Source organism: Pseudomonas sp. 05N433, assembly GCF_056396925.1.
Genome location: NZ_JBFTML010000015.1, coordinates 72,582 through 92,135, shown reverse-complemented (window position 1 = coordinate 92,135; position 19,554 = coordinate 72,582). Strand labels below are relative to the sequence as shown.

The 19,554-nt window shown below is 58.7% G+C and carries 22 protein-coding genes; 14 read left to right on the top strand and 8 right to left on the bottom strand.

Annotation, left to right across the window (positions count from 1 at the left end):
- Together AC1DIS_RS10970 and AC1DIS_RS10965 are read left to right on the top strand one after the other, a co-directional pair.
- On the top strand, positions 1-681 hold a 681-nt coding region (locus AC1DIS_RS10970; protein WP_477780876.1), incomplete at its 5' end, for a DUF748 domain-containing protein.
- Positions 681-977, top strand: a complete 297-nt coding sequence (locus tag AC1DIS_RS10965; RefSeq protein WP_477743885.1) for a DUF2845 domain-containing protein — start codon at positions 681-683, stop codon at positions 975-977. The genes AC1DIS_RS10970 and AC1DIS_RS10965, both read left to right, overlap by 1 nt.
- A 173-nt stretch (positions 978-1,150) precedes the next feature.
- Here the strand turns inward: AC1DIS_RS10965 and AC1DIS_RS10960 are convergent, their stop codons facing one another.
- Positions 1,151-1,507: a BON domain-containing protein gene (locus AC1DIS_RS10960; RefSeq protein WP_064620389.1), complete on the bottom strand. Its 357-nt coding sequence runs from the start codon at positions 1,505-1,507 to the stop codon at positions 1,151-1,153.
- 326 nt (positions 1,508-1,833) lie between these two features.
- Complete coding sequence (locus tag AC1DIS_RS10955; RefSeq protein WP_019650990.1) at positions 1,834-2,244, bottom strand: pilin; 411 nt, start codon at positions 2,242-2,244, stop codon at positions 1,834-1,836.
- A 226-nt stretch (positions 2,245-2,470) separates the two neighbouring features.
- On the opposite strand from AC1DIS_RS10955, the gene pilB reads away from it, so the two are divergent.
- The 5 genes from pilB to yacG are packed head-to-tail and all read left to right on the top strand — an operon-like array spanning position 2,471 to position 7,082.
- The gene (gene pilB / locus AC1DIS_RS10950; RefSeq protein WP_064620392.1) at positions 2,471-4,171 is read left to right on the top strand and encodes a type IV-A pilus assembly ATPase PilB; all 1,701 of its coding nucleotides are present in this window, start codon (positions 2,471-2,473) and stop codon (positions 4,169-4,171) included.
- A 2-nt stretch (positions 4,172-4,173) separates the two neighbouring features.
- Entirely contained in the window at positions 4,174-5,391 is a 1,218-nt protein-coding gene (locus AC1DIS_RS10945; protein WP_477743884.1) for a type II secretion system F family protein, read from the top strand.
- 1 nt (position 5,392) lies between these two features.
- Positions 5,393-6,265 (top strand): prepilin peptidase, encoded by an 873-nt coding sequence (locus AC1DIS_RS10940; RefSeq protein WP_477743883.1) that lies wholly within the window; start codon positions 5,393-5,395, stop codon positions 6,263-6,265.
- Positions 6,262-6,885, top strand: coding sequence for a dephospho-CoA kinase (gene coaE / locus AC1DIS_RS10935; protein ID WP_026286732.1), 624 nt, complete (start codon positions 6,262-6,264; stop codon positions 6,883-6,885). Before AC1DIS_RS10940 ends, coaE begins: the two co-directional genes overlap by 4 nt.
- Positions 6,882-7,082, top strand: a complete 201-nt coding sequence (gene yacG / locus AC1DIS_RS10930; RefSeq protein ID WP_008015124.1) for a DNA gyrase inhibitor YacG — start codon at positions 6,882-6,884, stop codon at positions 7,080-7,082. The genes coaE and yacG overlap by 4 nt, the downstream gene beginning before the upstream one ends.
- Before the next feature lie 9 nt (positions 7,083-7,091).
- Here the strand turns inward: yacG and AC1DIS_RS10925 are convergent, their stop codons facing one another.
- Entirely contained in the window at positions 7,092-7,307 is a 216-nt protein-coding gene (locus AC1DIS_RS10925) for a hypothetical protein (RefSeq protein WP_007938959.1), read from the bottom strand.
- A gap of 63 nt (positions 7,308-7,370) precedes the next feature.
- Positions 7,371-8,060, bottom strand: a complete 690-nt coding sequence (locus tag AC1DIS_RS10920; RefSeq protein ID WP_477743882.1) for an energy-coupling factor ABC transporter permease — start codon at positions 8,058-8,060, stop codon at positions 7,371-7,373.
- Between the two features lie 541 nt (positions 8,061-8,601).
- On the opposite strand from AC1DIS_RS10920, the gene AC1DIS_RS10915 reads away from it, so the two are divergent.
- On the top strand, positions 8,602-8,844 hold the full coding sequence (locus AC1DIS_RS10915) for a DUF2790 domain-containing protein (RefSeq protein WP_477743881.1): 243 nt from the start codon (positions 8,602-8,604) through the stop codon (positions 8,842-8,844).
- Positions 8,845-8,853: 9 nt separating this feature from the next.
- Here AC1DIS_RS10915 and AC1DIS_RS10910 read toward each other — a convergent pair whose 3' ends face one another.
- From AC1DIS_RS10910 to AC1DIS_RS10900, 3 genes are read right to left on the bottom strand one after another with little or no spacing between them, the layout of a single operon-like run.
- Positions 8,854-10,122, bottom strand: a complete 1,269-nt coding sequence (locus AC1DIS_RS10910; RefSeq protein ID WP_477743880.1) for an OprD family porin — start codon at positions 10,120-10,122, stop codon at positions 8,854-8,856.
- A gap of 17 nt (positions 10,123-10,139) precedes the next feature.
- The gene (locus tag AC1DIS_RS10905) at positions 10,140-11,360 is read right to left on the bottom strand and encodes a benzoate/H(+) symporter BenE family transporter (protein ID WP_477743879.1); all 1,221 of its coding nucleotides are present in this window, start codon (positions 11,358-11,360) and stop codon (positions 10,140-10,142) included.
- On the bottom strand, positions 11,357-12,724 hold the full coding sequence (locus AC1DIS_RS10900) for an aromatic acid/H+ symport family MFS transporter (protein ID WP_477743878.1): 1,368 nt from the start codon (positions 12,722-12,724) through the stop codon (positions 11,357-11,359). Before AC1DIS_RS10900 ends, AC1DIS_RS10905 begins: the two co-directional genes overlap by 4 nt.
- Before the next feature lie 248 nt (positions 12,725-12,972).
- Between AC1DIS_RS10900 and AC1DIS_RS10895 the strand changes: the two genes are divergently transcribed.
- The 6 genes from AC1DIS_RS10895 (at position 12,973) to AC1DIS_RS10870 (ending at position 17,715) form a co-directional block, all read left to right on the top strand.
- Complete coding sequence (locus AC1DIS_RS10895; RefSeq protein ID WP_138866323.1) at positions 12,973-14,076, top strand: AI-2E family transporter; 1,104 nt, start codon at positions 12,973-12,975, stop codon at positions 14,074-14,076.
- A gap of 22 nt (positions 14,077-14,098) precedes the next feature.
- On the top strand, positions 14,099-14,548 hold the full coding sequence (locus tag AC1DIS_RS10890; RefSeq protein ID WP_018930176.1) for a potassium channel family protein: 450 nt from the start codon (positions 14,099-14,101) through the stop codon (positions 14,546-14,548).
- 110 nt (positions 14,549-14,658) lie between these two features.
- Positions 14,659-15,285 carry a DUF1780 domain-containing protein gene (locus AC1DIS_RS10885; protein ID WP_007938395.1) on the top strand — a complete coding sequence of 209 codons (627 nt, stop codon included), beginning with the start codon at positions 14,659-14,661 and terminating at the stop codon, positions 15,283-15,285.
- Between the two features lie 161 nt (positions 15,286-15,446).
- Positions 15,447-15,620 carry a DUF3094 domain-containing protein gene (locus AC1DIS_RS10880; RefSeq protein WP_007938396.1) on the top strand — a complete coding sequence of 58 codons (174 nt, stop codon included), beginning with the start codon at positions 15,447-15,449 and terminating at the stop codon, positions 15,618-15,620.
- 60 nt (positions 15,621-15,680) lie between these two features.
- Positions 15,681-16,979 (top strand): NAD(P)/FAD-dependent oxidoreductase, encoded by a 1,299-nt coding sequence (locus tag AC1DIS_RS10875; protein ID WP_477780875.1) that lies wholly within the window; start codon positions 15,681-15,683, stop codon positions 16,977-16,979.
- 334 nt (positions 16,980-17,313) lie between these two features.
- Positions 17,314-17,715 carry an HvfA family oxazolone/thioamide-modified RiPP metallophore gene (locus AC1DIS_RS10870; protein ID WP_477743876.1) on the top strand — a complete coding sequence of 134 codons (402 nt, stop codon included), beginning with the start codon at positions 17,314-17,316 and terminating at the stop codon, positions 17,713-17,715.
- A 62-nt stretch (positions 17,716-17,777) separates the two neighbouring features.
- Here the strand turns inward: AC1DIS_RS10870 and AC1DIS_RS10865 are convergent, their stop codons facing one another.
- A complete protein-coding gene (locus AC1DIS_RS10865; RefSeq protein ID WP_477748773.1) occupies positions 17,778-19,403 on the bottom strand; it encodes a methyl-accepting chemotaxis protein in 1,626 nt (541 codons plus the stop codon).
- Between the last annotated feature and the right edge of the window lie 151 nt (positions 19,404-19,554).

Genomic DNA, 19,554 nt, shown 5'->3' with positions numbered 1-19,554 from the left:
CCGCAGTTCAGCATCATGCCGATCATCTGGCAGACCCTGCGCAATCTGATCGTGAAGGCGGCCGCGGCGCCGTTCAAAATGATTGGCGGGCTGGTCAGCGGCGGCGGTTCAGAGGAGCTGGGCACCGTGGCGTTTGCACCAGGTTCGAGCGACTTGAGCAAGGAAGCCGAAGCGACACTGATCAAACTGTCCCAGGCGCTCAAGGAGCGTCCGGCCCTGCGCCTGGAAATCGAAGGCACTGCCGCCAAGAGCAGCGACGGCCCACTGCTCGCCGAGCAACGCCTGGAACGGGAATACCAGTACAACTACTACAAAATGCTCCAGCGCCGCGGTGACAAAGTGCCGGCCCAGGCCTCCATGCTGGAAGTGCCGGACAGYGAGAAAGGCCCGCTGCTCGAAGGAATCTACCGCACACGCCTCAAGATCCAGCCGCCCGCGGAATGGAAGGATCTGGGCAAGGAAGAACGCAGCAAAAAAATGCGCGAAAGCGTGATCGGCTTCTGGAGCTCCAGCGAGGTTCTGTTGCGTCAGCTGGGCCAGGAACGGGCCAGCAGCATCAAGGACTACCTGGTGGACAAAGGGCAGTTGGCCGATGACCGCGTGTACTTCATCGACGCCAACCTCGGTGAGGCCGAAAGCGATGGCCGCGTGGTGACGGCCTTGCATCTGGATGCCGAGTGATGGGCGTGCAATGGCTTATGAGCCTGGCCCTGGTATTGGCTGCCGGCCAAGCTGCGGCGGCCGATACCCTGCGCTGCGGCAGTCAATTGATCAGCGTCGGGGACAGGTCCAGCGAAGTGCTGCAAAAATGCGGAGAGCCCGTCGCCCGCGACCTGCTTGGCTACAAGCGCAGCGCCAATCGACGGGAAGAGTTTCAGGTCGAGGAATGGACCTACGGGCCCAACGGCGGGATGTACCAGTACCTGCGCTTTGAAGGAAACCGGTTGGTTCAAATCACCAGCAAGCGCGGTAACTGAACTCGCCCCCACAGTTTTTTGCGTTGCTCCCAATAGAACAGGCCCCGACACGAATGTCGGGGCCTGTAACGGCCACGTCCATATGGCCTTTCGCATGAACTCTCAAAAAGCGACAGACGTATGACCTGGCCCGCCTGCCGCATCTTCTCCCGGTCCAGGCGAGAAGCCTTGCCTTACTCGGCTTTCAGGCCGTCAGCGGACACCGCTTTGACGCCTTTGATTTTCTTGGCAATGGCCACGGCGGTGGCTTTCTGAGCTTCAGTCACCGCAACAGTGGACGACAGCGACACGACGCCTTTGTTGGTTTCAACTTTGATGTCGGTACCCGGGATGCCTTTTTCAGTCACCAGGTCTGCTTTGACTTTGGTCGTGATCCAGGTATCGGAAGTAGCTTCCTTGGCTTTGGTCACTTCACCGGCGGCCAGCGTCATGGGAGCCTGGGTGGTATGGCTGGTCTGGGCGAATGCAGCGTTGGCCATCGTCAGGGTCAGCGCGGTAGCAGTAGCGGCAGCGATAGCGAACTTTTTCATACGAGTAACTCCTGTTCTTCTGGAAAGTCTGCTGCGTGTCGTCTTGTCAGCAGGGTTACCAGAGAGAGTGCGAACGCTGTGCCAACTAGCAACCAAAAAATAAATACCTATAAATCAACAACTTAATAAAAATGACAACTTTCGAAATCATGCAAAATGCATGAGTGYGACATTATCTACATGCAAGTTGCGGGTTTTAACGCAGGCCTAAGGGCATGAATTGTCGGGGGTTTTCGTGATCATCCGAATCGCCCCCCGCCCAAATGACCAACAAAAATGCCCCGCGTCGTGAGAAGCGGGGCATTGTTTATGCCGGGTGATATGGATCAGGTACCGGTGCAGCCTTTAGGTGCGTACTCTTGTAGAGCCGTGGTGGCGCATGTCCAGCCACCGGCGAGGGTACGCGAAAGCGTAATGGTCTTGCTGAGCACAGGCCCTGGAGCATTGAGGATCGTGCAGGCAATAGTGCCCACACCGGTAGCGGTGGTACCCGATGCCGTAATCGTGCAGTTACCTGTAGTCGCCGTACCGCCGATCAAAGCGAGGGTAGGATCTGTACCCTGATTCATAATGTCTTCAAAAGGCACCTTCAGTGCCGAGATTTCTGCAAGCGCAGCGGTAACTTTCGCCCGTGATTGGTACTTCGAATACTGCGGCAACGCAAACGTCGCCAGAATCCCGATGATCGCCACCACGATCAGCAGTTCGATCAGGGTAAAACCATTTTGATTTTTCATAGACAGGCTCCATGCATGAGTCGAAATCTCATGATCTGTAGAGGGTGCAGCACAGGTCATGCCAAGTCGTATGCGCCCCTGCAGACTGGGCTCGGGATCACGACAAAGACCTTTCGTACCCCCAGGATCCGCACTTTCTGACATTTTTTGTCACCTCACCTCGGCTGGTTTGGTTCCACTGTTTGACTAGGCTATAAGTCATTAACCGCCTGCGTCCGGAATCCCAATGAATGACATTGCCCTTAGCGGTCTGGCCAAGCAATTGGTGCTGGCCGAGCTGATCACCGATCAAAGTGCGCAACAGGCGTATCAGCAAGCCCAACGCGATCGAGTCTCACTGGTCAGTTATCTGGTGCAAAACAAACTGCTGAAAAGCTGGCAGGTCGCCGAGGTGGCTTCGGAGCATTTCGGCATGGCCCTGCTGGACCTCAACTGCCTGGAAAAAGACACCCAACCCAAGGGGCTGGTCAGCGAAAAACTGATCCGCCAGCACCACGCCCTACCCCTCTGGCGACGCGGCAACAAACTGTTCGTGGGGGTTTCCGATCCGAGTAATCAACAGGTCATCAACGACATCCAGTTCAGTACCGGGCTGAACACCGAAGCCATCCTGGTCGAAGAGGACAAGCTTAGCGACGCCATCGAAAGATTCTTCGACAGCCACGCCACCGACCTGCAAGAGATGGCCGATGTCGACCTCGACGGTCTGGACATCGAGTCGGTCGACGACCAGAAACAGGACGCCATCGGCGGACAGGACACCGATGACGCGCCCGTGGTGCGCTTCGTCCACAAGATGTTGCTCGATGCGATCAAGAGCGGGTCTTCCGACCTGCATTTCGAACCCTACGAAAAAACCTACCGCGTGCGGATGCGCACCGATGGCATCCTGCATGAAGTTGCCAAGCCACCAACGCAACTGGCCAACCGCATTGCTTCCCGGCTCAAAGTCATGGCCAGTCTCGACATCTCCGAGCGGCGCAAACCCCAGGACGGGCGAATCAAGATGCGCCTGTCCAAGAGCAAGTCCATCGACTTCCGGGTCAACACCCTGCCGACCCTGTGGGGCGAAAAAGTGGTGATCCGGATCCTTGATCCGTCCAGCGCGCAAATGGGCATCGATGCCCTCGGCTATGAGCCGGAGCAGAAAGACCTGTACATGGCCGCCCTCAAGCAACCACAGGGGATGATCCTGGTGACCGGGCCCACCGGTTCAGGCAAGACCGTGTCGCTCTATACCGGACTGAACATCCTCAACACCGTCAACATCAACATCTCCACTGCCGAAGACCCGGTGGAAATCAACATGGAGGGCGTCAACCAGGTCAACGTCAATCCCAGGCAGGGAATGGACTTCGCCCAGGCGTTGCGCTCGTTTCTGCGCCAGGACCCGGACGTGATCATGGTCGGCGAAATCCGCGACCTCGAAACTGCCGAAATTGCCATCAAGGCCGCCCAGACCGGGCACATGGTGCTTTCCACCCTGCACACCAACAGCGCTGCGCAAACCCTGACCCGCCTGCACAACATGGGGATTCAGGGCTTCAACATTGCGACCTCGGTCAGCCTGATCATTGCCCAGCGCCTGGCGCGCAAGTTGTGCAGCCATTGCAAGAAACCCATCGAGATTCCCCGCGAGACGCTGCTCAAGGAAGGCTTCCCCGAGGAACGCATCGGCTCATTCACGATCTATGAACCGGTCGGTTGCAATCAATGCAATGCTGGCTACAAAGGGCGAGTGGGGATTTATGAAGTGGTGAAGAACACTCCTGACCTGCAACGGCTGATCATGGCCGAAGGCAATTCACTGGAGATCGACCTCCAGATGCGCAAGGACGGCTTCAACGACCTGCGCACGTCGGGCTTGCTCAAGGCCATGCAAGGCATCACCAGCCTTGAAGAAATCAACCGGGTCACGAAGGACTGAATATGGCGGTCAAAGCAGCGAAAATCAGCGTGTATGCCTGGGAAGGCACGGATCGCAAAGGTGCGAAAATGACCGGCGAGTTGACCGGACAAAATCCAGCGCTGATCAAGGCCCAGTTGCGCAAGCAGGGCATCAATCCGGGCAAGGTGCGGAAAAAGTACGCGTCCATTTTCAGTGCCGGCAAGCGCATCAAACCCTTGGACATCGCCCTGTTTACCCGGCAGATGGCGACCATGATGAAAGCCGGCGTACCGCTCCTGCAATCGTTCGAGATCATCGGCGAGGGCTTCGATAACCCGAACATGCGCAAGCTGGTGGACGAGGTGAAACAGGAAGTCGCGGCCGGTAACAGCTTCGCCGCGGCCCTGCGCAAAAAGCCCCAGTATTTCGACGAGCTGTACTGCAACCTGGTGGACGCCGGCGAGCAGGCCGGTGCCCTGGATACCCTGCTGGAACGGGTGGCGACCTACAAGGAAAAGAGCGAAAGCCTCAAGGCCAAGATCAAGAAAGCCATGACCTACCCGCTGGCCGTGGTGTTCGTCGCAATCATTGTGACCGGCATTCTGCTGGTCAAGGTTGTGCCGCAATTCCAGTCGGTATTCTCGGGGTTCGGCGCCGAACTGCCGGCGTTCACCGTGATGGTCATCGGCTTGTCGGAGTTCATGCAGGACTGGTGGTGGATGATACTCGGCGTGTTGGCTGGGGGGATCTTCGGCCTGCGCCATGCCTTCAAGAATTCCCCGGGCTTTCGCGACCGGACGGACACCTGGCTGCTGAAACTGCCGTTGGTTGGCGCGCTCATGTACAAGTCCGCCGTGGCCCGTTACGCCCGCACCCTGTCGACGACGTTTGCCGCCGGCGTGCCACTGGTCGAAGCCCTTGAGTCAGTGGCGGGCGCGACCGGCAATATCGTGTTCAAGCGAGCGGTGTTGCGCATCAAGCAGGACGTTTCGACCGGCATGCAGCTGAATTTTTCCATGCGTACCTCCGGTATCTTTCCGACCATGGCGATCCAGATGACGGCCATTGGCGAAGAGTCCGGCGCGCTGGACGACATGCTCGACAAGGTCGCGAGTTTCTACGAGGCCGAGGTGGACAACATGGTCGATAACCTGACCAGCCTGATGGAACCCTTCATCATGGTGGTGCTGGGGGTTATCGTCGGCGGGCTGGTAGTTGCAATGTACCTGCCCATCTTCCAACTCGGCTCAGCGGTCTGATATGTCCTTGAACGAATTTCTGAGCCTCAACCCGCTGGCCTTTGTGATTACCGCAGGGCTGATCGGCCTGCTGATCGGCAGTTTTCTCAACGTGGTGGTCTGGCGCCTGCCGAAAATGCTCGAGCGTGAATGGCGCCTGCAGGCCCATGACGTACTGGACTTGCCAGCCGAAGCCCCCGGCCCGACCTACAACCTGATATTGCCCCACTCCGAGTGTCCCCACTGCGGCCATCGGATTCGAGTGTGGGAGAACATTCCAATACTCAGTTATCTGTTTTTACGTGGGCGATGCTCGAGCTGTGCAGCGCCGATCAGTAAACGTTACCCGCTGACCGAACTGGCCTGCGGCCTGCTGTCGGCGTTCGTCACCTGGCATTTCGGTTTCGGCTGGCAGGCCTGCATGGTGCTGGTCCTGAGTTGGGGCTTGCTGGCGATGAGCCTGATCGATGCCGAACATCAACTGTTGCCGGACGTACTGGTGATGCCGTTGATGTGGCTGGGACTGGTCCTCAACAGCTTCGGGCTCTTCGTATCACTGCATGACGCGTTCTGGGGCGCGGTGGCCGGCTACATGGCGCTGTGGACGGTGTTCTGGCTGTTCAAGCTGGTCACCGGCAAGGACGGCATCGGTTACGGCGATTTCAAGCTCCTGGCGATGCTCGGCGCCTGGGGCGGCTGGCAGATCCTGCCCATGACCATTCTGCTGTCATCGCTGGTAGGGGCCATTCTCGGGGTGATTTTGCTGCGCCTGCGGGATGCGAAAACCTCGACGCCGCTACCCTTTGGACCCTATCTGGCCATTGCCGGCTGGATTGCCTTGCTCTGGGGTGGTCAAATAACCGGCTTCTATTGGCAGTTTGTCGGTTTGAAATGAATACCCCTGTGGAAAAACCCTGGATTCTCGGCCTGACCGGCGGCATCGGCAGCGGCAAAAGCGCGGCTGCGCAGCACTTCATCGACCTCGGCGTGCACGTGGTGGACGCCGATCATGCGGCTCGCTGGGTGGTCGAACCCGGTCGCCCGGCACTGGCAAAAATCGCCGAGCACTTTGGCCCCGGCGTGTTGCAAGCCGATGGCCAGCTGGATCGTGCAGCCCTGCGCAAGCTGATCTTCGAGGTGCCGGAAGAACGCCGCTGGCTCGAAGCGCTACTGCATCCGTTGATCGCCGAGGAAATCGCCCATCATCTGGCCAAGGCACAATCGCCTTACGCGATTCTGGTTTCGCCGCTGCTGATCGAGTCCGGGCAGTACGCCATGACCCAACGGGTCCTGGTGATCGATGCCCCGGAACAGTTACAGATCGAACGCACCCTGCAGCGTGACCAGACCAGCGAGCAGCAAGTCCAGGCGATCCTCAAGGCTCAGTCCAGCCGACAGGACCGCTTGAGCCATGCCGACGATGTGGTGGTCAACGACCGCGACCTCGCCTGGCTGCACAGCGAGGTCGAACGCCTGCATCACTTTTACCTTACTTTGCGTGGAGGCCAGTCATGAGCCAAACCCCGACCGTCGATTGCCCAACCTGTGGCGCCCCTGTCGAATGGAGCCCCGAGAGCAAGTTCCGGCCGTTCTGTTCGGACCGTTGCAAACTGATCGACTTGGGCGCCTGGGCGTCGGAAGAACACAAGATCCCGGTGCCCCCTGATGCCGAGGACGAGATGTTCAGCGGCGACTTCGACCCGCGTCACTGATCCCGGCCATCAGGGCCGCATAAAGCCATAGTCCTGGCCCTCGTCGAGGTTCTCGGCGAGAAACCGCAACTCATCGGCCAGGTCTTCGATATTGCGCACTGCCTTGCTCTGCTGCACCACCGCACTGAGCAAGGCGCGCAGGCTCAACCCCGGATCAAAGCCCACCTCTTGCGCCACATCCAGACTCTGACGCAACTCCTGCCTGGCCCACTCGTAGACACTCATTTCGATGCTCCTGAAGGTTTTCCGAAGCATGGATTCGTCAACGTTTTTTGGATTTGATGTGGATCAAGATTTGGGATCGTCATCTTTCCAGGGCGCCGATAGATAGCGCGTGCGATTGAACGTCTCCAGCCATTCTGGGCAAAACACCACCAACGCGCTGACCACCATGCCGTTGATGAACGCTTCCGGAAAAATCAGCAACCACAGGTAACCGACAAAGTCTTCCAGCCAGTACGGCATGACGAATCGCTCGTCGTACCACAGCAGCGTGAGCGTCAGGATCAGGCACAACAAGGCCGACAGCGCAGCGGCAAAAAAACCGGAACAGAAGATGTACACGAAGGGATTACGTGGCTGCGCGCGCTCCACCAGGATGGCGCAGCACTCGGTGACCCGCACCGGCAGCAGGATCAGCAGAGCGCCATTGACCCCGACAGCGGCCAGGTCCTGACGCCCGAGCAACACCAAGCCCACCTGCGCGACCAACCCGCCGACAATCGCCAACGGCCAATCCAGTAGTAAGGTCACGGCGGTCATGCCGATGAAGTGATAGGACACACCGGTATCGAAGTCCCGTCGCACCAGCCACAGCATGAACAGCGCAAACACCGTACCGAACAACAGATGCTGGCGGCGGCTGTCGCTGAACAGTTCGACCCATGGCGCTCGTGCAATTGCCCAGATCAGTGCCGGTATATAGATCAACCACCCCATCGTCAGGGTTTGGGATGACAGTAACTCGGCACCGATCATGGCTGGGCACACTCCTTTGTCTTACCAGAAGAGAACAGGTCATCAGTCTACACCGCCCTTTGATTTTGCTCTGGAGGGGCGTTTTACGATTGGGGGGCATATTCGTTGCTGCGGTAATGGCGGCTCTTTGGTGGCGTACATATCCATTTTTTTGTAACGGCCACTTATGGTTCCGCCCTTACGGCGGGTCACTTTCGAAAAGCGCGAAAGTAACCAAAGCGCTTTTGCCCCTCCATTCGGCCTCTCGAGGGGGCGGTGCGTCAAAATCAAAAGCGAGGCGGCCTACCAGCCGACCTGGTTGGACGCGGGTACATATTCCCCCAGTAGGAGCTGCCGAAGGCTGCGATCTTTTGATCTTGCCGTTGCTTTGACTTTTGATCTTGATCTGTCTCGCCGTTACCGCAGAAACGGATATACCCCCAATAAAAAAGACCCAGCGATTGTTACATTTCCTGCAAGACTGAATCAGACCCAGCCCCCTTTATCCCCCGCAGACAAAGACTAAAATTCAGACACTGGAACCCACACAGAGCACAGAAAAATGAAAACCCTGACCAGCCTGCTCCTGACCCTCGCCGCCACCTCGGCCCTGGCCGCCAACGAGCCAGCCGCTGCCACCCCGTACAACCCGGCACAACCACTGGACATCGCCAAGGTCGTTTCAGTGACAGACACCGCAACCGCCTGCGGAGTCGTGCCAGCGACCATGGAATATATCGACCATCAGGGCCAGACCCATCGCGTGACGTACGAAGTCATGGGCAACTGCACCACCGATCTGTGATCGCTCCGGTCATAACAACTTCCATGTGTAGCTGAGAATCAGGCGGTTCTCGTCGATATCACTGCGGTAGTTGGAGCGCGCCATGGCGTTGCGCACGCGGATCCCGAGGCCTTTGAGGCTGCCGCTTTGCAACACATAGCCGATGTCCAGATCGCGCTCGCGGTCCTTGCCTTCAAACCCCTTGCCGGTGTCGACGTTATTGCCGGTGATGTAACGCACGGTGCTGGTCAGCCCCGGCACGCCGAGGGCGGCGAAGTCGTAGTCGTAACGCGCCTGCCAGGAACGCTCGTCGGCGTAGGCAAACTCGTAGGTCGGCACCTCGTTGCCCAACGGAGTGATGTTGGCAAACACTCGCGGGAAGGCGCTGTCGCCGAACATACCCTGATAGCCGACATAAAACGTGTGACCGCCGCGCTTGGCCGACAGCAAAGAGAAGAACGCCTGGTTGTCGATGTTGCCCAGTAATTTTTTGCCGTCCTCGCGCGAATCGTAATAGCCAAGGTTGGCGCCCAGGGTCCAGTCACCCAACGGCTCGCTGTGCTTGAAGCCGAGAAAGCGCTGGTTGTAGATATCCTCCAATTGCCCGAACCAGGCGCTGACCGAGCTGCGTTTATCATTGAACGCGTAGTCGGCGCCGGCAAAGTTGAAACCATCGCTGCTGACCTGACGCTGGGGTACATGACCGAGCATGGCTTGCATCTTTTCATCGCCAGCCTCGTTGCGCAGGCTGGTCGAACTCAAATGACCGCCCTGTAAGGTCAGGCCATCGATCTCATTGGAGCTGATGCTTGCGCCCTGATAACTGGGCGGCAGCAGACGGATATCGCTGAAGGCCAGCACCGGCAGGTTGGGTTGCAGCTCCCCCACCTTCAATTCGGTCTTGGAGTAACGCACCTTCAGCGCGCCCCCCAGACGACTGTATTCATTCGCCGCGCGTCCATCATTGCGCACCGGCAGCAAACCGGTATTGACCCGGTCCGGGCTGCTGTCGAGTTTGAGGCCGAGCAGGCCAATGACATCCACACCAAAACCGACAGGACCCTGGGTATAACCGGATTTGACGTTGAGAATGAAGCCCTGTGCCCACTCTTCGGCCTTCGACTGTTTATTGGCCCCGACGATGTCGGAGAAGTCCCGGCTGAAGTAGTAATTGCGCGCTTGCAAGGTGGCGGTGCTGTCTTCGATGAAGCCGCCCTCGGCGGCCACCGCACCGGTGGAGAAACTCGAGACGACAGCGATGGACAACACTGACCCGGTTGTTGGAAAAATCTGTTTCATCGTTTTTTCTCTTATTTTTATTGATCGACAGGTTGAAGTGCTTCAGTCGCAGCATTTGCGCTACGAGCGATGGGACGCCGGGCGTTTAACAACCAGTGGGTGACCATGCCGAAAATCAGTCCCCAGAAAGCGGCAGACAACCCAAACAGCGACATGCCCGAGGCGGTGGTGAGAAAGGTCACCAATGCGGCTTCACGATCACTCGGCACCGCCATTGCGCCAGCCAGTGCCCCCGCTATCGCAGCGAACAACGCAAGCCCGGCCAAGGCCGCGATCAGTTCTTTGGGGAACGCCGAAAACAACGAAACCAGCGTGGCGCCGAAGATCCCCAGCACCAAATAACAGAGACCGCCCACCACCCCGGCCACATAGCGTTTGCCCGGGTTTTCATGGGCCTCGCGACCGGTACAGATGGCGGCGGTAATCGCCGCCAGATTCAGCCCGTGACAACCGAACGGCGCCAACAGCGCAGTGCCCAACGCACTGCTGGCGATGATCGGGCCGGCGGGCGTTGCGTAGCCGCTGGCGCGCAGCACCGCCATGCCGGGGACAAACTGGCCGGTCAGCGCCACCATCACCAGCGGCAAGGCGATATTCAGCGTCGCGCTCAAACTGAACGCAGGCGTGATCCACACTGGCGTAGCCAAACCGATCACCAGCGCTTCGCGGTGCAAATCACCGGCGAGAAACGCGATGGAACAGCCCACCAGCAGCACCATCAACACCGCATAACGCGGCATCACCCGTTTGCAGATCAGGTACGTGGCAAACATCGCCAGCACCAGCTGCGGCTTGCCTTGCAACGAGACGAACAACCCGGTGCCGAAACTGAACAGAATCCCTGCCAGCATCGCCGCCGCAATCGCCGCGGGCAGTTTGCCGATGATCCGGTCAAATGCCCCCGACACCCCGACCAGAAAGATAATCAGGCTGCTGACCAGGTACGCGCCCACCGCTTCGGGCATGGATATTCCCGGCAACAGCGCCACCAGCAACGCCGAGCCCGGCGCCGACCACGCGATGATCACCGGCACCCGGTAACGCAAGCTCAAACCGATGCCGAGCACGGCGCTGCCGATGGAAATCGCCCAGACCCACGACGACAGCACTTCTCGCGAGAGGTGAGCGGTTTCGGCGGCCTGAAAGATGATCACCAGGGGGCCCGCGTAGGAAATCACCGTCGCGATAAATCCGGCCACGGCAGCCGACAAGGAAAAATCCCGGAATAACGCTTTCATGAAACGTCGCCGACAGACCCGTCACGCGAACCATGGCGCAGGCCCGACAGCGCTTGTTTGACACTGCGCTGACTGCTGATCGCGAACACGGTCATGGCAATGGCGGCCACCGCACCGGGCAAGGCAAACGCCATGAAGTTCAGTTGCAGCGGCAGGCTGATCCCCAGCAAGGCACCGCCCAGCAGCGGGCCGACGATGGCGCCGTTGCGGCCGATGCCCGACGCCCAGCCCAAACCGGTGGAGCGAATGGCCATGGAGTAGAACTGCGCGGCGCAGGCGTACAGCAGTATCTGCGAGCCGATGGTGGTGGCGCCAGCGATGGCGATCAGCAGGTACAACACCGGCATCGGGCTGTTGAAGCCAAGCAAGGTGATCGATACGGCTGCACCGGCGAAGAACACCGCCAACACGCGTGGCAGGTTGAGTTTGTCACCCAGCACACCGCCGCCGACCGCGCCAAAAATGGCGCCGAAGTTGAGTACCAGCAGGAACGACAGGCTCGAGCCCAGGCTGTAACCGGCGCTTGCCATCAGTTTCGGCAGCCAGGAACTCAAGGCGTAGACCATCAACAAGCAGCAGAAAAACGCCAGCCACAGCATCAGCGTGCGCAGCGCCCGCCCCTCACGAAACAACTGCAACACCGGGGTGCCGCTGCCCTTCACTTCGCTTATGTGCAGCTGATCGCCGGTTTGCGCGATGTACGCCGGATCGACTCGCTGGAGAATGTTGCGCGCCTCTTCATTGCGCCCCTGACGCAGCATGAAGCCCACCGATTCAGGCAGGAAGTGCATGATCAACGGCAACAGCAGCAACGGCAGCACCGCCACGTAAAACACCGACTGCCAGCCGAAACTTGGGATCAGCACGATGCCGAGCCCCGCCGAGAGCATGCCGCCCACCGAGTAGCCGCTGAACATGATCGCCACCAGCGTGCTGCGGATTTTCTTCGGCGCGTATTCGTTCATCAGCGCCACGACGTTGGGCATCACCCCGCCAATGCCCAGCCCGGCAATGAACCGACAGAGGCCAAACTCGGTGGGGTTACTGGCAAAACCGTTGAGCACGGTAAAACCGCTGAACAGCATCACGCACAGGGTGATGGCTTTTTTACGACCGATCTTGTCTGACAGCGGGCCGAAAAACAGCGCGCCGAACATCATTCCAAACAGTGCATAACTTCCCAGTGCGCCGGCTTGCAGAGGACTGAGCCCCCACTCTTTCATCAGCATCGGCAACACCACGCCGTAGATCACCAAATCGTAACCGTCGAAAATGATGATCAGGGCGCACCAGAACAGCACCATCCAGTGAAAGCGGTTGAATCGTGCCTTGTCGATAACCTCATGTACGTCAATCTTGCGCATGGCATCTATCTCTTGTTGTTGTTTTTTTAAGAGTCGGTAACGCGGCTAACGTCCGTACAGCCGAGGGTAAAGTCGCCAGGCACGGGGCAATATCCGCTTTGCGCAGATCGCTATCCGTTTTGTGCACCGCTCGGAACCGGGCGTTGGGCGGGGAAAGAGGGTCTTGAATCAGAGAAACCTGTGGCGAGGAGCACGTCTATGCTGGATTTACCCGGCTCATGCCTTTGCTCCTATAGGAGGAAAAATCGATGGTTCCCACGCCAATTTCCGAAAAGGCTTTTTCCCGAGGTCTGCTCGATGTACTGATTCGTGCCGGGTTGATCGCCGTTCTGGTGGTTTTCTGCTTCCAGATATTCAGTCCATTCCTCGATCTGATGCTGTGGTCGATAATCCTGGCAATCACCCTCTACCCGTCACAAGTCAGGTTCAAAGGCGCGCTGGGAAACAAGGATGGGCTCAGCGCGACGCTGATTGTGCTGATCGCCATCTGCATCCTTATGGTGCCTGCCTATTTGTTGGGAACCTCGATTGCAGACTCCGTGGAACGGGCGATAAGCATGGTCAAAAGTGACAGTTTCCATATCCCCCCTCCGTCCGACGCGGTGGCCGGCTGGCCACTTGTGGGCAAACCCCTTCATGGCTTATGGACACAAGCTGTCACCAACCTGCCCGACCTGCTACAGAAGTTCATACCGCAAATCAAAGGTGTCAGCCTCTCCCTGCTGAGCAAGCTGGCGGGGGCCGGCATGGGGCTCCTTTTATTTATCTTTGCCCTGATTATTGCCGGTATTTTTTTAGCCTATGGTGAAAGTGGCCACCGCAGCGCAGTGCAAATCGCTTCGCGCTTCTGCGGCCCGGTCAAGGGACCGAAAATCACCGAGCTGTGCACCGCGACCATCCGGGCAGTGGCGTTGGGCGTGGTCGGCATCGCCTTCATCCAGATGCTGTTGATCGGCATCGGCTTTGTGTCCATGGGCATCCCCGGCGCAGGTCTTCTCGCCTTGGCGGTGCTGCTTATTGGCATCATGCAATTACCGGCCACCCTGATTACCCTTCCGGTCATCGTCTACGTCTTCGCGAACGAAGGTGCCAGTACGGCGACCATTGTGTTTGCCATCTATGTCTTCGTTGCGGGCCTGGTCGATAACGTCCTCAAGCCGTTGCTGTTAGGCCGAGGTGTCGATGTGCCAATGCCGGTGGTGCTGATCGGTGCCTTGGGCGGCATGGTCACGAGCGGTATCCTCGGCCTGTTTATCGGCCCTGTGATATTGGCTGTCGGTTATCGGCTGTTCTGGCAATGGGTGGACGATAAAGCGCAAGAACCCGGGACAGACCGCCAGGGACCGATCTGACACGTCTGCCGAGGATATCGCCATGCTGTTGAATCTACTCGCCGGTCTCCCCGTGATGCTGTTCTGCCTGCTGATGCAAGCCGTTTTCATAACTATCTGTTTGCGCCATTACGTGCATTTCAGGCATACCCATCCAAATCGTGAATCGCAATGGCTGAATATCCTGTTGCTGTCGATGGTCATGGTGCTGATGTTGCTCGGCAATTTCGTGCAGATCGCCATCTGGGCCACCCTGTTCATGTTGCTCGACGAATTCGACGAATTCGCCACTGCGCTCTATCACTCGGCAGTCAACTTCGCCACGCTGGGCTATGGCGATATCATCATGTCCCCACGCTGGCGTCTGCTTGGCCCACTGGAAGCAGCCAACGGCATCCTGATGTTTGGTGTCTCTACCTCAGTCATGACCGCTGCGGTGATGGATGTCATCAAACACAGCATGGAAAGGCTACAACAGCGCGAACACCTATAGGTACGTCAGAAAAAGCAGGTAAGGTTCTATCTGAAGAAATCGCGACCGACTTTTTTCTTTTGCGACAGACTTTATTATTCAGATCACATTTGAACGCTAAGCTTGGGCCTATGGATGACTCCGATTATTTACGCCTGCTGACCATTGCGGCCGAGCAAGCCAACACGTTCCTTTCCAATGCCCGCAAATGGGAGCGTGAGCGTTGGGTTTGCCAGCGCCTGCTGCAAGGTCTGAACATTCCCTATCGCGCCGACGAGTTTGCCCCCGCCGGAGAGCCGCCGGACGTGCTGTTTCGCGACGCGAATTTCGAGGTGTTCTTCGTGCTCGACGAGGGCCGGCGCCTCAATGATGAATGGCGTGATGAGCTGCAACGTCGGCGCAGCGCGTTCTCCCTGAGCCAACTGGTGCGCCGCGAGGCCAAGCCCCGGCGGATCCCGGCTAATGAATTTCTGCTGAGACTGGCACCAACCTTGCGCAAAAAAGCCCACAACTACAAAGAGCGCGGCATGGACCTGGGGGATCTGGACATCATCGCCTTCGCCAGCCTCAAGCGCGAAGTGCTGGACCTCAACAGCCACTTCCCGCCGCCCACCGAATACCTGCGCCAGGGCTGGCGCTCGTTGTCGCTGGTCGGCCCGACCTTCGCCCGCGTACTCTTCGCCCACCCGGATGCCCCGGATTTCCTGCGCAGCAACCTGGGGCGCAGCATCGTCTTCGATGTCGGGATCAGCTTGTGAGTCCCGCCACATATAGCGGCAACCCTGCACAGGATGGCGCAATCACTGGCCGAATGTTACAAAGCGCAATCGTTCACCCGAACCACATGCACCGTTCAACGCTTGCAGACAATCTGCTGTAACGTCTGCACATTCAGCAACGTCTACCCGACGAGGCCTTTATGACCAGCCGCCTGAACCCCGACGACCAGAAGCATGTCGAAGAGTACCTGCACCTGTCCCAGCACCAAGTCGAGCGCCGGCCTTTCCGGCCGTGGATGCTCCTGGTGGTGGTGTTGGCAGTGACCATTGGTTTAGGCCTGTTGAGCCGACTTATCAGTTACCTGACGCTATGAGCTGCCTTGCGCTCGCTCGGGTAACGGTACAGATTTCTTTTAGCCTTGCGAGATATCCCCATGACTCATCGTATTGTCATCGTTGGCGGCGGCGCCGGCGGTCTGGAGTTGGCTACCCGTCTGGGTAAGACTCTGGGCAAGCGCGGCACGGCCAGTGTGATGCTGGTCGACGCGAACCTGACCCACATCTGGAAACCGCTGTTGCACGAAGTGGCCGCTGGATCGCTCAACTCTTCCGAAGACGAACTCAACTATGTTGCCCAGGCAAAATGGAACCATTTCGAGTTCCAGCTGGGGCGCATGAGCGGGCTCGATCGCACACAGAAGAAAATCCAGCTGGCCGCCACCTACGACGATGCTGGCCTTGAACTGGTACCCGCGCGCGAAGTGCCTTACGACTCGCTGGTGATTGCTGTCGGCAGCACCACCAACGACTTCGGTACTCAAGGCGCGGCGCAACACTGCCTGTTCCTCGACACCCGCAAGCAGGCCGAGCGCTTCCATCAGCAACTGCTCAATCACTACCTGCGCGCGCACGCCGGACAGACCGACACCGTGCAACAGATCAGCGTGGCCATCGTCGGCGCCGGTGCCACCGGGGTCGAACTGGCAGCGGAACTGCACAACGCCGCCCATGAACTGGCGGCTTATGGCCTGGACCGGATCAAACCGGAAAACATGCACATCACCCTGATCGAAGCCGGACCACGGGTTCTCCCGGCGCTGCCGGAGCGGATCGGCGGGCCTGTGCATAAAACCCTGGAGAAACTCGGGGTCAACGTCATGACCAATGCCGCGGTCAGCGAAGTGACCGCCGACAGCCTGATTACCGCCGACGGCCAGGTAATCAACGCCAGCCTCAAAGTCTGGGCCGCCGGGATTCGTGCGCCGGGTTTCCTCAAGGACATCGATGGCCTGGAAACCAACCGCATCAACCAGCTGCAAGTGCTGCCGACCCTGCAAACCACCCGCGACGAGAACATCTTCGCCTTCGGCGACTGTGCGGCCTGCCCGCAACCGGGCAGCGACCGCAATGTGCCGCCGCGTGCCCAGGCGGCCCACCAACAGGCTTCGTTGCTGGCCAAATCGCTGAAACTGCGGATCGAAGGCAAGGCCCTGCCGGAATACAAATACACCGACTACGGCTCGCTGATCTCGCTGTCGCGTTTTTCGGCTGTGGGTAACTTGATGGGCAACCTGACCGGCAGCGTGATGCTCGAGGGCTGGCTGGCACGGATGTTTTACGTGTCGCTGTACCGCATGCACCAGATGGCGCTGTATGGCGCGTTCYGTACGGCGATGTTGATGCTGGGTAGCAAGATTGGGCGTGGGACCGAGCCGCGGCTCAAGTTGCATTAAGAGCTTCGGCGTCACTTAGGGCCTCTTCATGGGCAAGCCTCGCTCCTACAGTTCGGAGTCAAATCGAAAGATGCGATCGACTCCCCCGTAGGAGAGAGGCTTGCCCGCGAATCATGCGTCCCGGTCCAACTTCCTGACACCTACGTGTCTCACTGTATCTGCCCCACGATTTCACCCCTTCGCTTACAAACTCCCTCCTTGCACGACACAGTAGCGATACACCGCGCCCGCTAAATGGCCACACCCGAGCAAGGCACCGCCTGCTTCGGTCATCGCCGCACTTGCGTGGCGTCCTTTATCGAACGGTTGTGTCGTGCAACCCAGGAGATTTGTAATGTCCCGTACCACTACTCTCAGCAAAAACACCGTTGGCCTGCTCGGTGCCGTCCTGGCCGGCGGCCTGATGTTGTCCGGTTCCGTATTCGCCGCGCAGCCACTGACCCAGGGCTACATGGTCGCCTCCGCCGAAACTTCGGTAAAAACCCCAGAAGGCAAATGTGGCGAAGGCAAGTGCGGCGATGCCTCGATGGCCAAGACCGACACCAATGGCGATGGTCAGGTGTCCCGTGCGGAGTTCCTGAAAGTGGCGCCCAAGGGCGACTTCGACAAGATCGACACCAACCACGATGGTCAAATCTCGGAACAAGAGGCTTTCGACAATGTGAAAGCCAGCTACGAAGCCAATGGCAAACAAATGCCAAAAGGCTTGTTCGAGCACCTGAAAGACAACAGCTAAGCCAATGAAGACCAGGCCCTGCTTCTCCATCGAGGAGCGGGGCTTTTTTTCGTCCGGCGGATTTACAACTGAAACCGCTGCACCATGGTCCGTAACGAATTGGCCAACTGCGACAGCTCATGGTTGGAGGCGCTAGTCTGATCGGCGCCAGCAGCGGAGCGTACCGACAAATCGCGAATGTTCACCAGGTTGCGATCAACTTCACGCGCCACTTGCGCCTGCTCCTCGGCGGCGCTGGCGATCACCAGGTTGCGTTCGTGGATCTGGTGAACCGAAGCGGTGATGGTCTGCAGCGCTTCGCCCGCATGCTCCGCCAACGCCAGGGTGCTGGCGGCCCGCGAGGAGCTGGCTTGCATGGAGTCCAGCGCCTGGGTTGAGCCAGTACGCATGCCCTGAACCATTTTTTCGATTTCCTGAGTCGACTGTTGCGTGCGGTACGCCAAGGCACGCACTTCGTCGGCAACCACCGCGAAACCTCGACCACTTTCGCCCGCACGCGCCGCTTCGATGGCCGCGTTGAGGGCGAGCAAATTGGTCTGTTCAGCAATGGCACGAATCACATCCAGCACCTTGCCGATGTCCTGAGACTGGCTGGCCAGCGACTGCACCAAGCCGCCCGTCGTCTGTACATCGCTGGCAAGGGCGCTGATGGCACTCACGGTTTCGCTCACTCGCTGATGGCCAACGTGTGCCGACTCACTGGATTGGCGCGTGGCGTCAGAGGTAGAAACCGCGTTGCGTGCGACCTCCTCCACCGCGGTGGTCATTTCGGTGACGGCTGTCGCCGCTTGTTCAATCTCGTTGTTCTGCTGTTGCAGATTCTGGGTGCAGTCGAGGGTGACCGCGTTCAATTCATCGGCTGCCGTCGCCAATTGCGCCGCCGAACCGCTGATGCCCTGCAAGGTGTCACGCAGGTTGTGTTGCATGGTCGCCAGCGCCTTGAGCAAGCGGCTCACTTCGTCGTTGCCATGGGTCTCGATGGGGCGGGTCAGATCGCCTCGTGCCACGTTTTCCGCAGCGTTCAACGCCTCTGCCAAGGGTTTGACGATGCTACGGGTCAACAGCATCGCAAGGCCGACCGTGGCCAGCGCCGCGAGGGCAATAAACAGGCTGACGATCATCCGGGAGGTGGCATAGTGCTCTTGGGATTTCCGGCTCTCGGCGGCCACTAGCCGGGTGAACAGTTCCGCCAGATCGTTGAGCTGTTTGCCCGAACCGTCGACAACAGTCTTCATGTCGACCAGCAGTAGTTTGGTCAGCTCGTCACGCCTCCCTTGCTCAGCGAGGGTGAAGGATTGGGCGATGCCGCTGCCGTAGGCGGCGAAGGTTTTTTTGAACTGGTCATACAACTCCTGGCCCTCAGGGGTGGTGACCAATTTGTCATAAGCGGCAATTTTCTCGCTCAATTCCTTGTCGCGCGTGTCCATTTGGCTGCGGTAAGTGGCGATGTTCTTCGGATCTTGATCCAAGGCCATGCGCAGGGAAATGGTACGGATGCGCAGCATGAGCTCGCGGATCTCGTCACCGCCGCGAATGCTCGGCAACCATTGGGCCTCCACCGCCACCTCGCTGTCGCGAATGCTCGACATCTGCCCCAGTGCAAATACCCCGAGCAATGCCACCAGTACCGCGATCAAGGCAAAACCCAGCGCGGCGCGAGGGGCAATATTCAGCTGACGAAGAAACATAACGAGCGCCTTTGTTTTTATTGGCTGGAGTCGAGGCCCTGTCCATGCCCCGTTAGCTCGTTATCGGCAAGTTGTACGATGACTTGAAGCGATCTGCTTTTTCGCAGACAAAAAAAAATCCCCGTATCTTTCGATACGAGGATTTTTAATA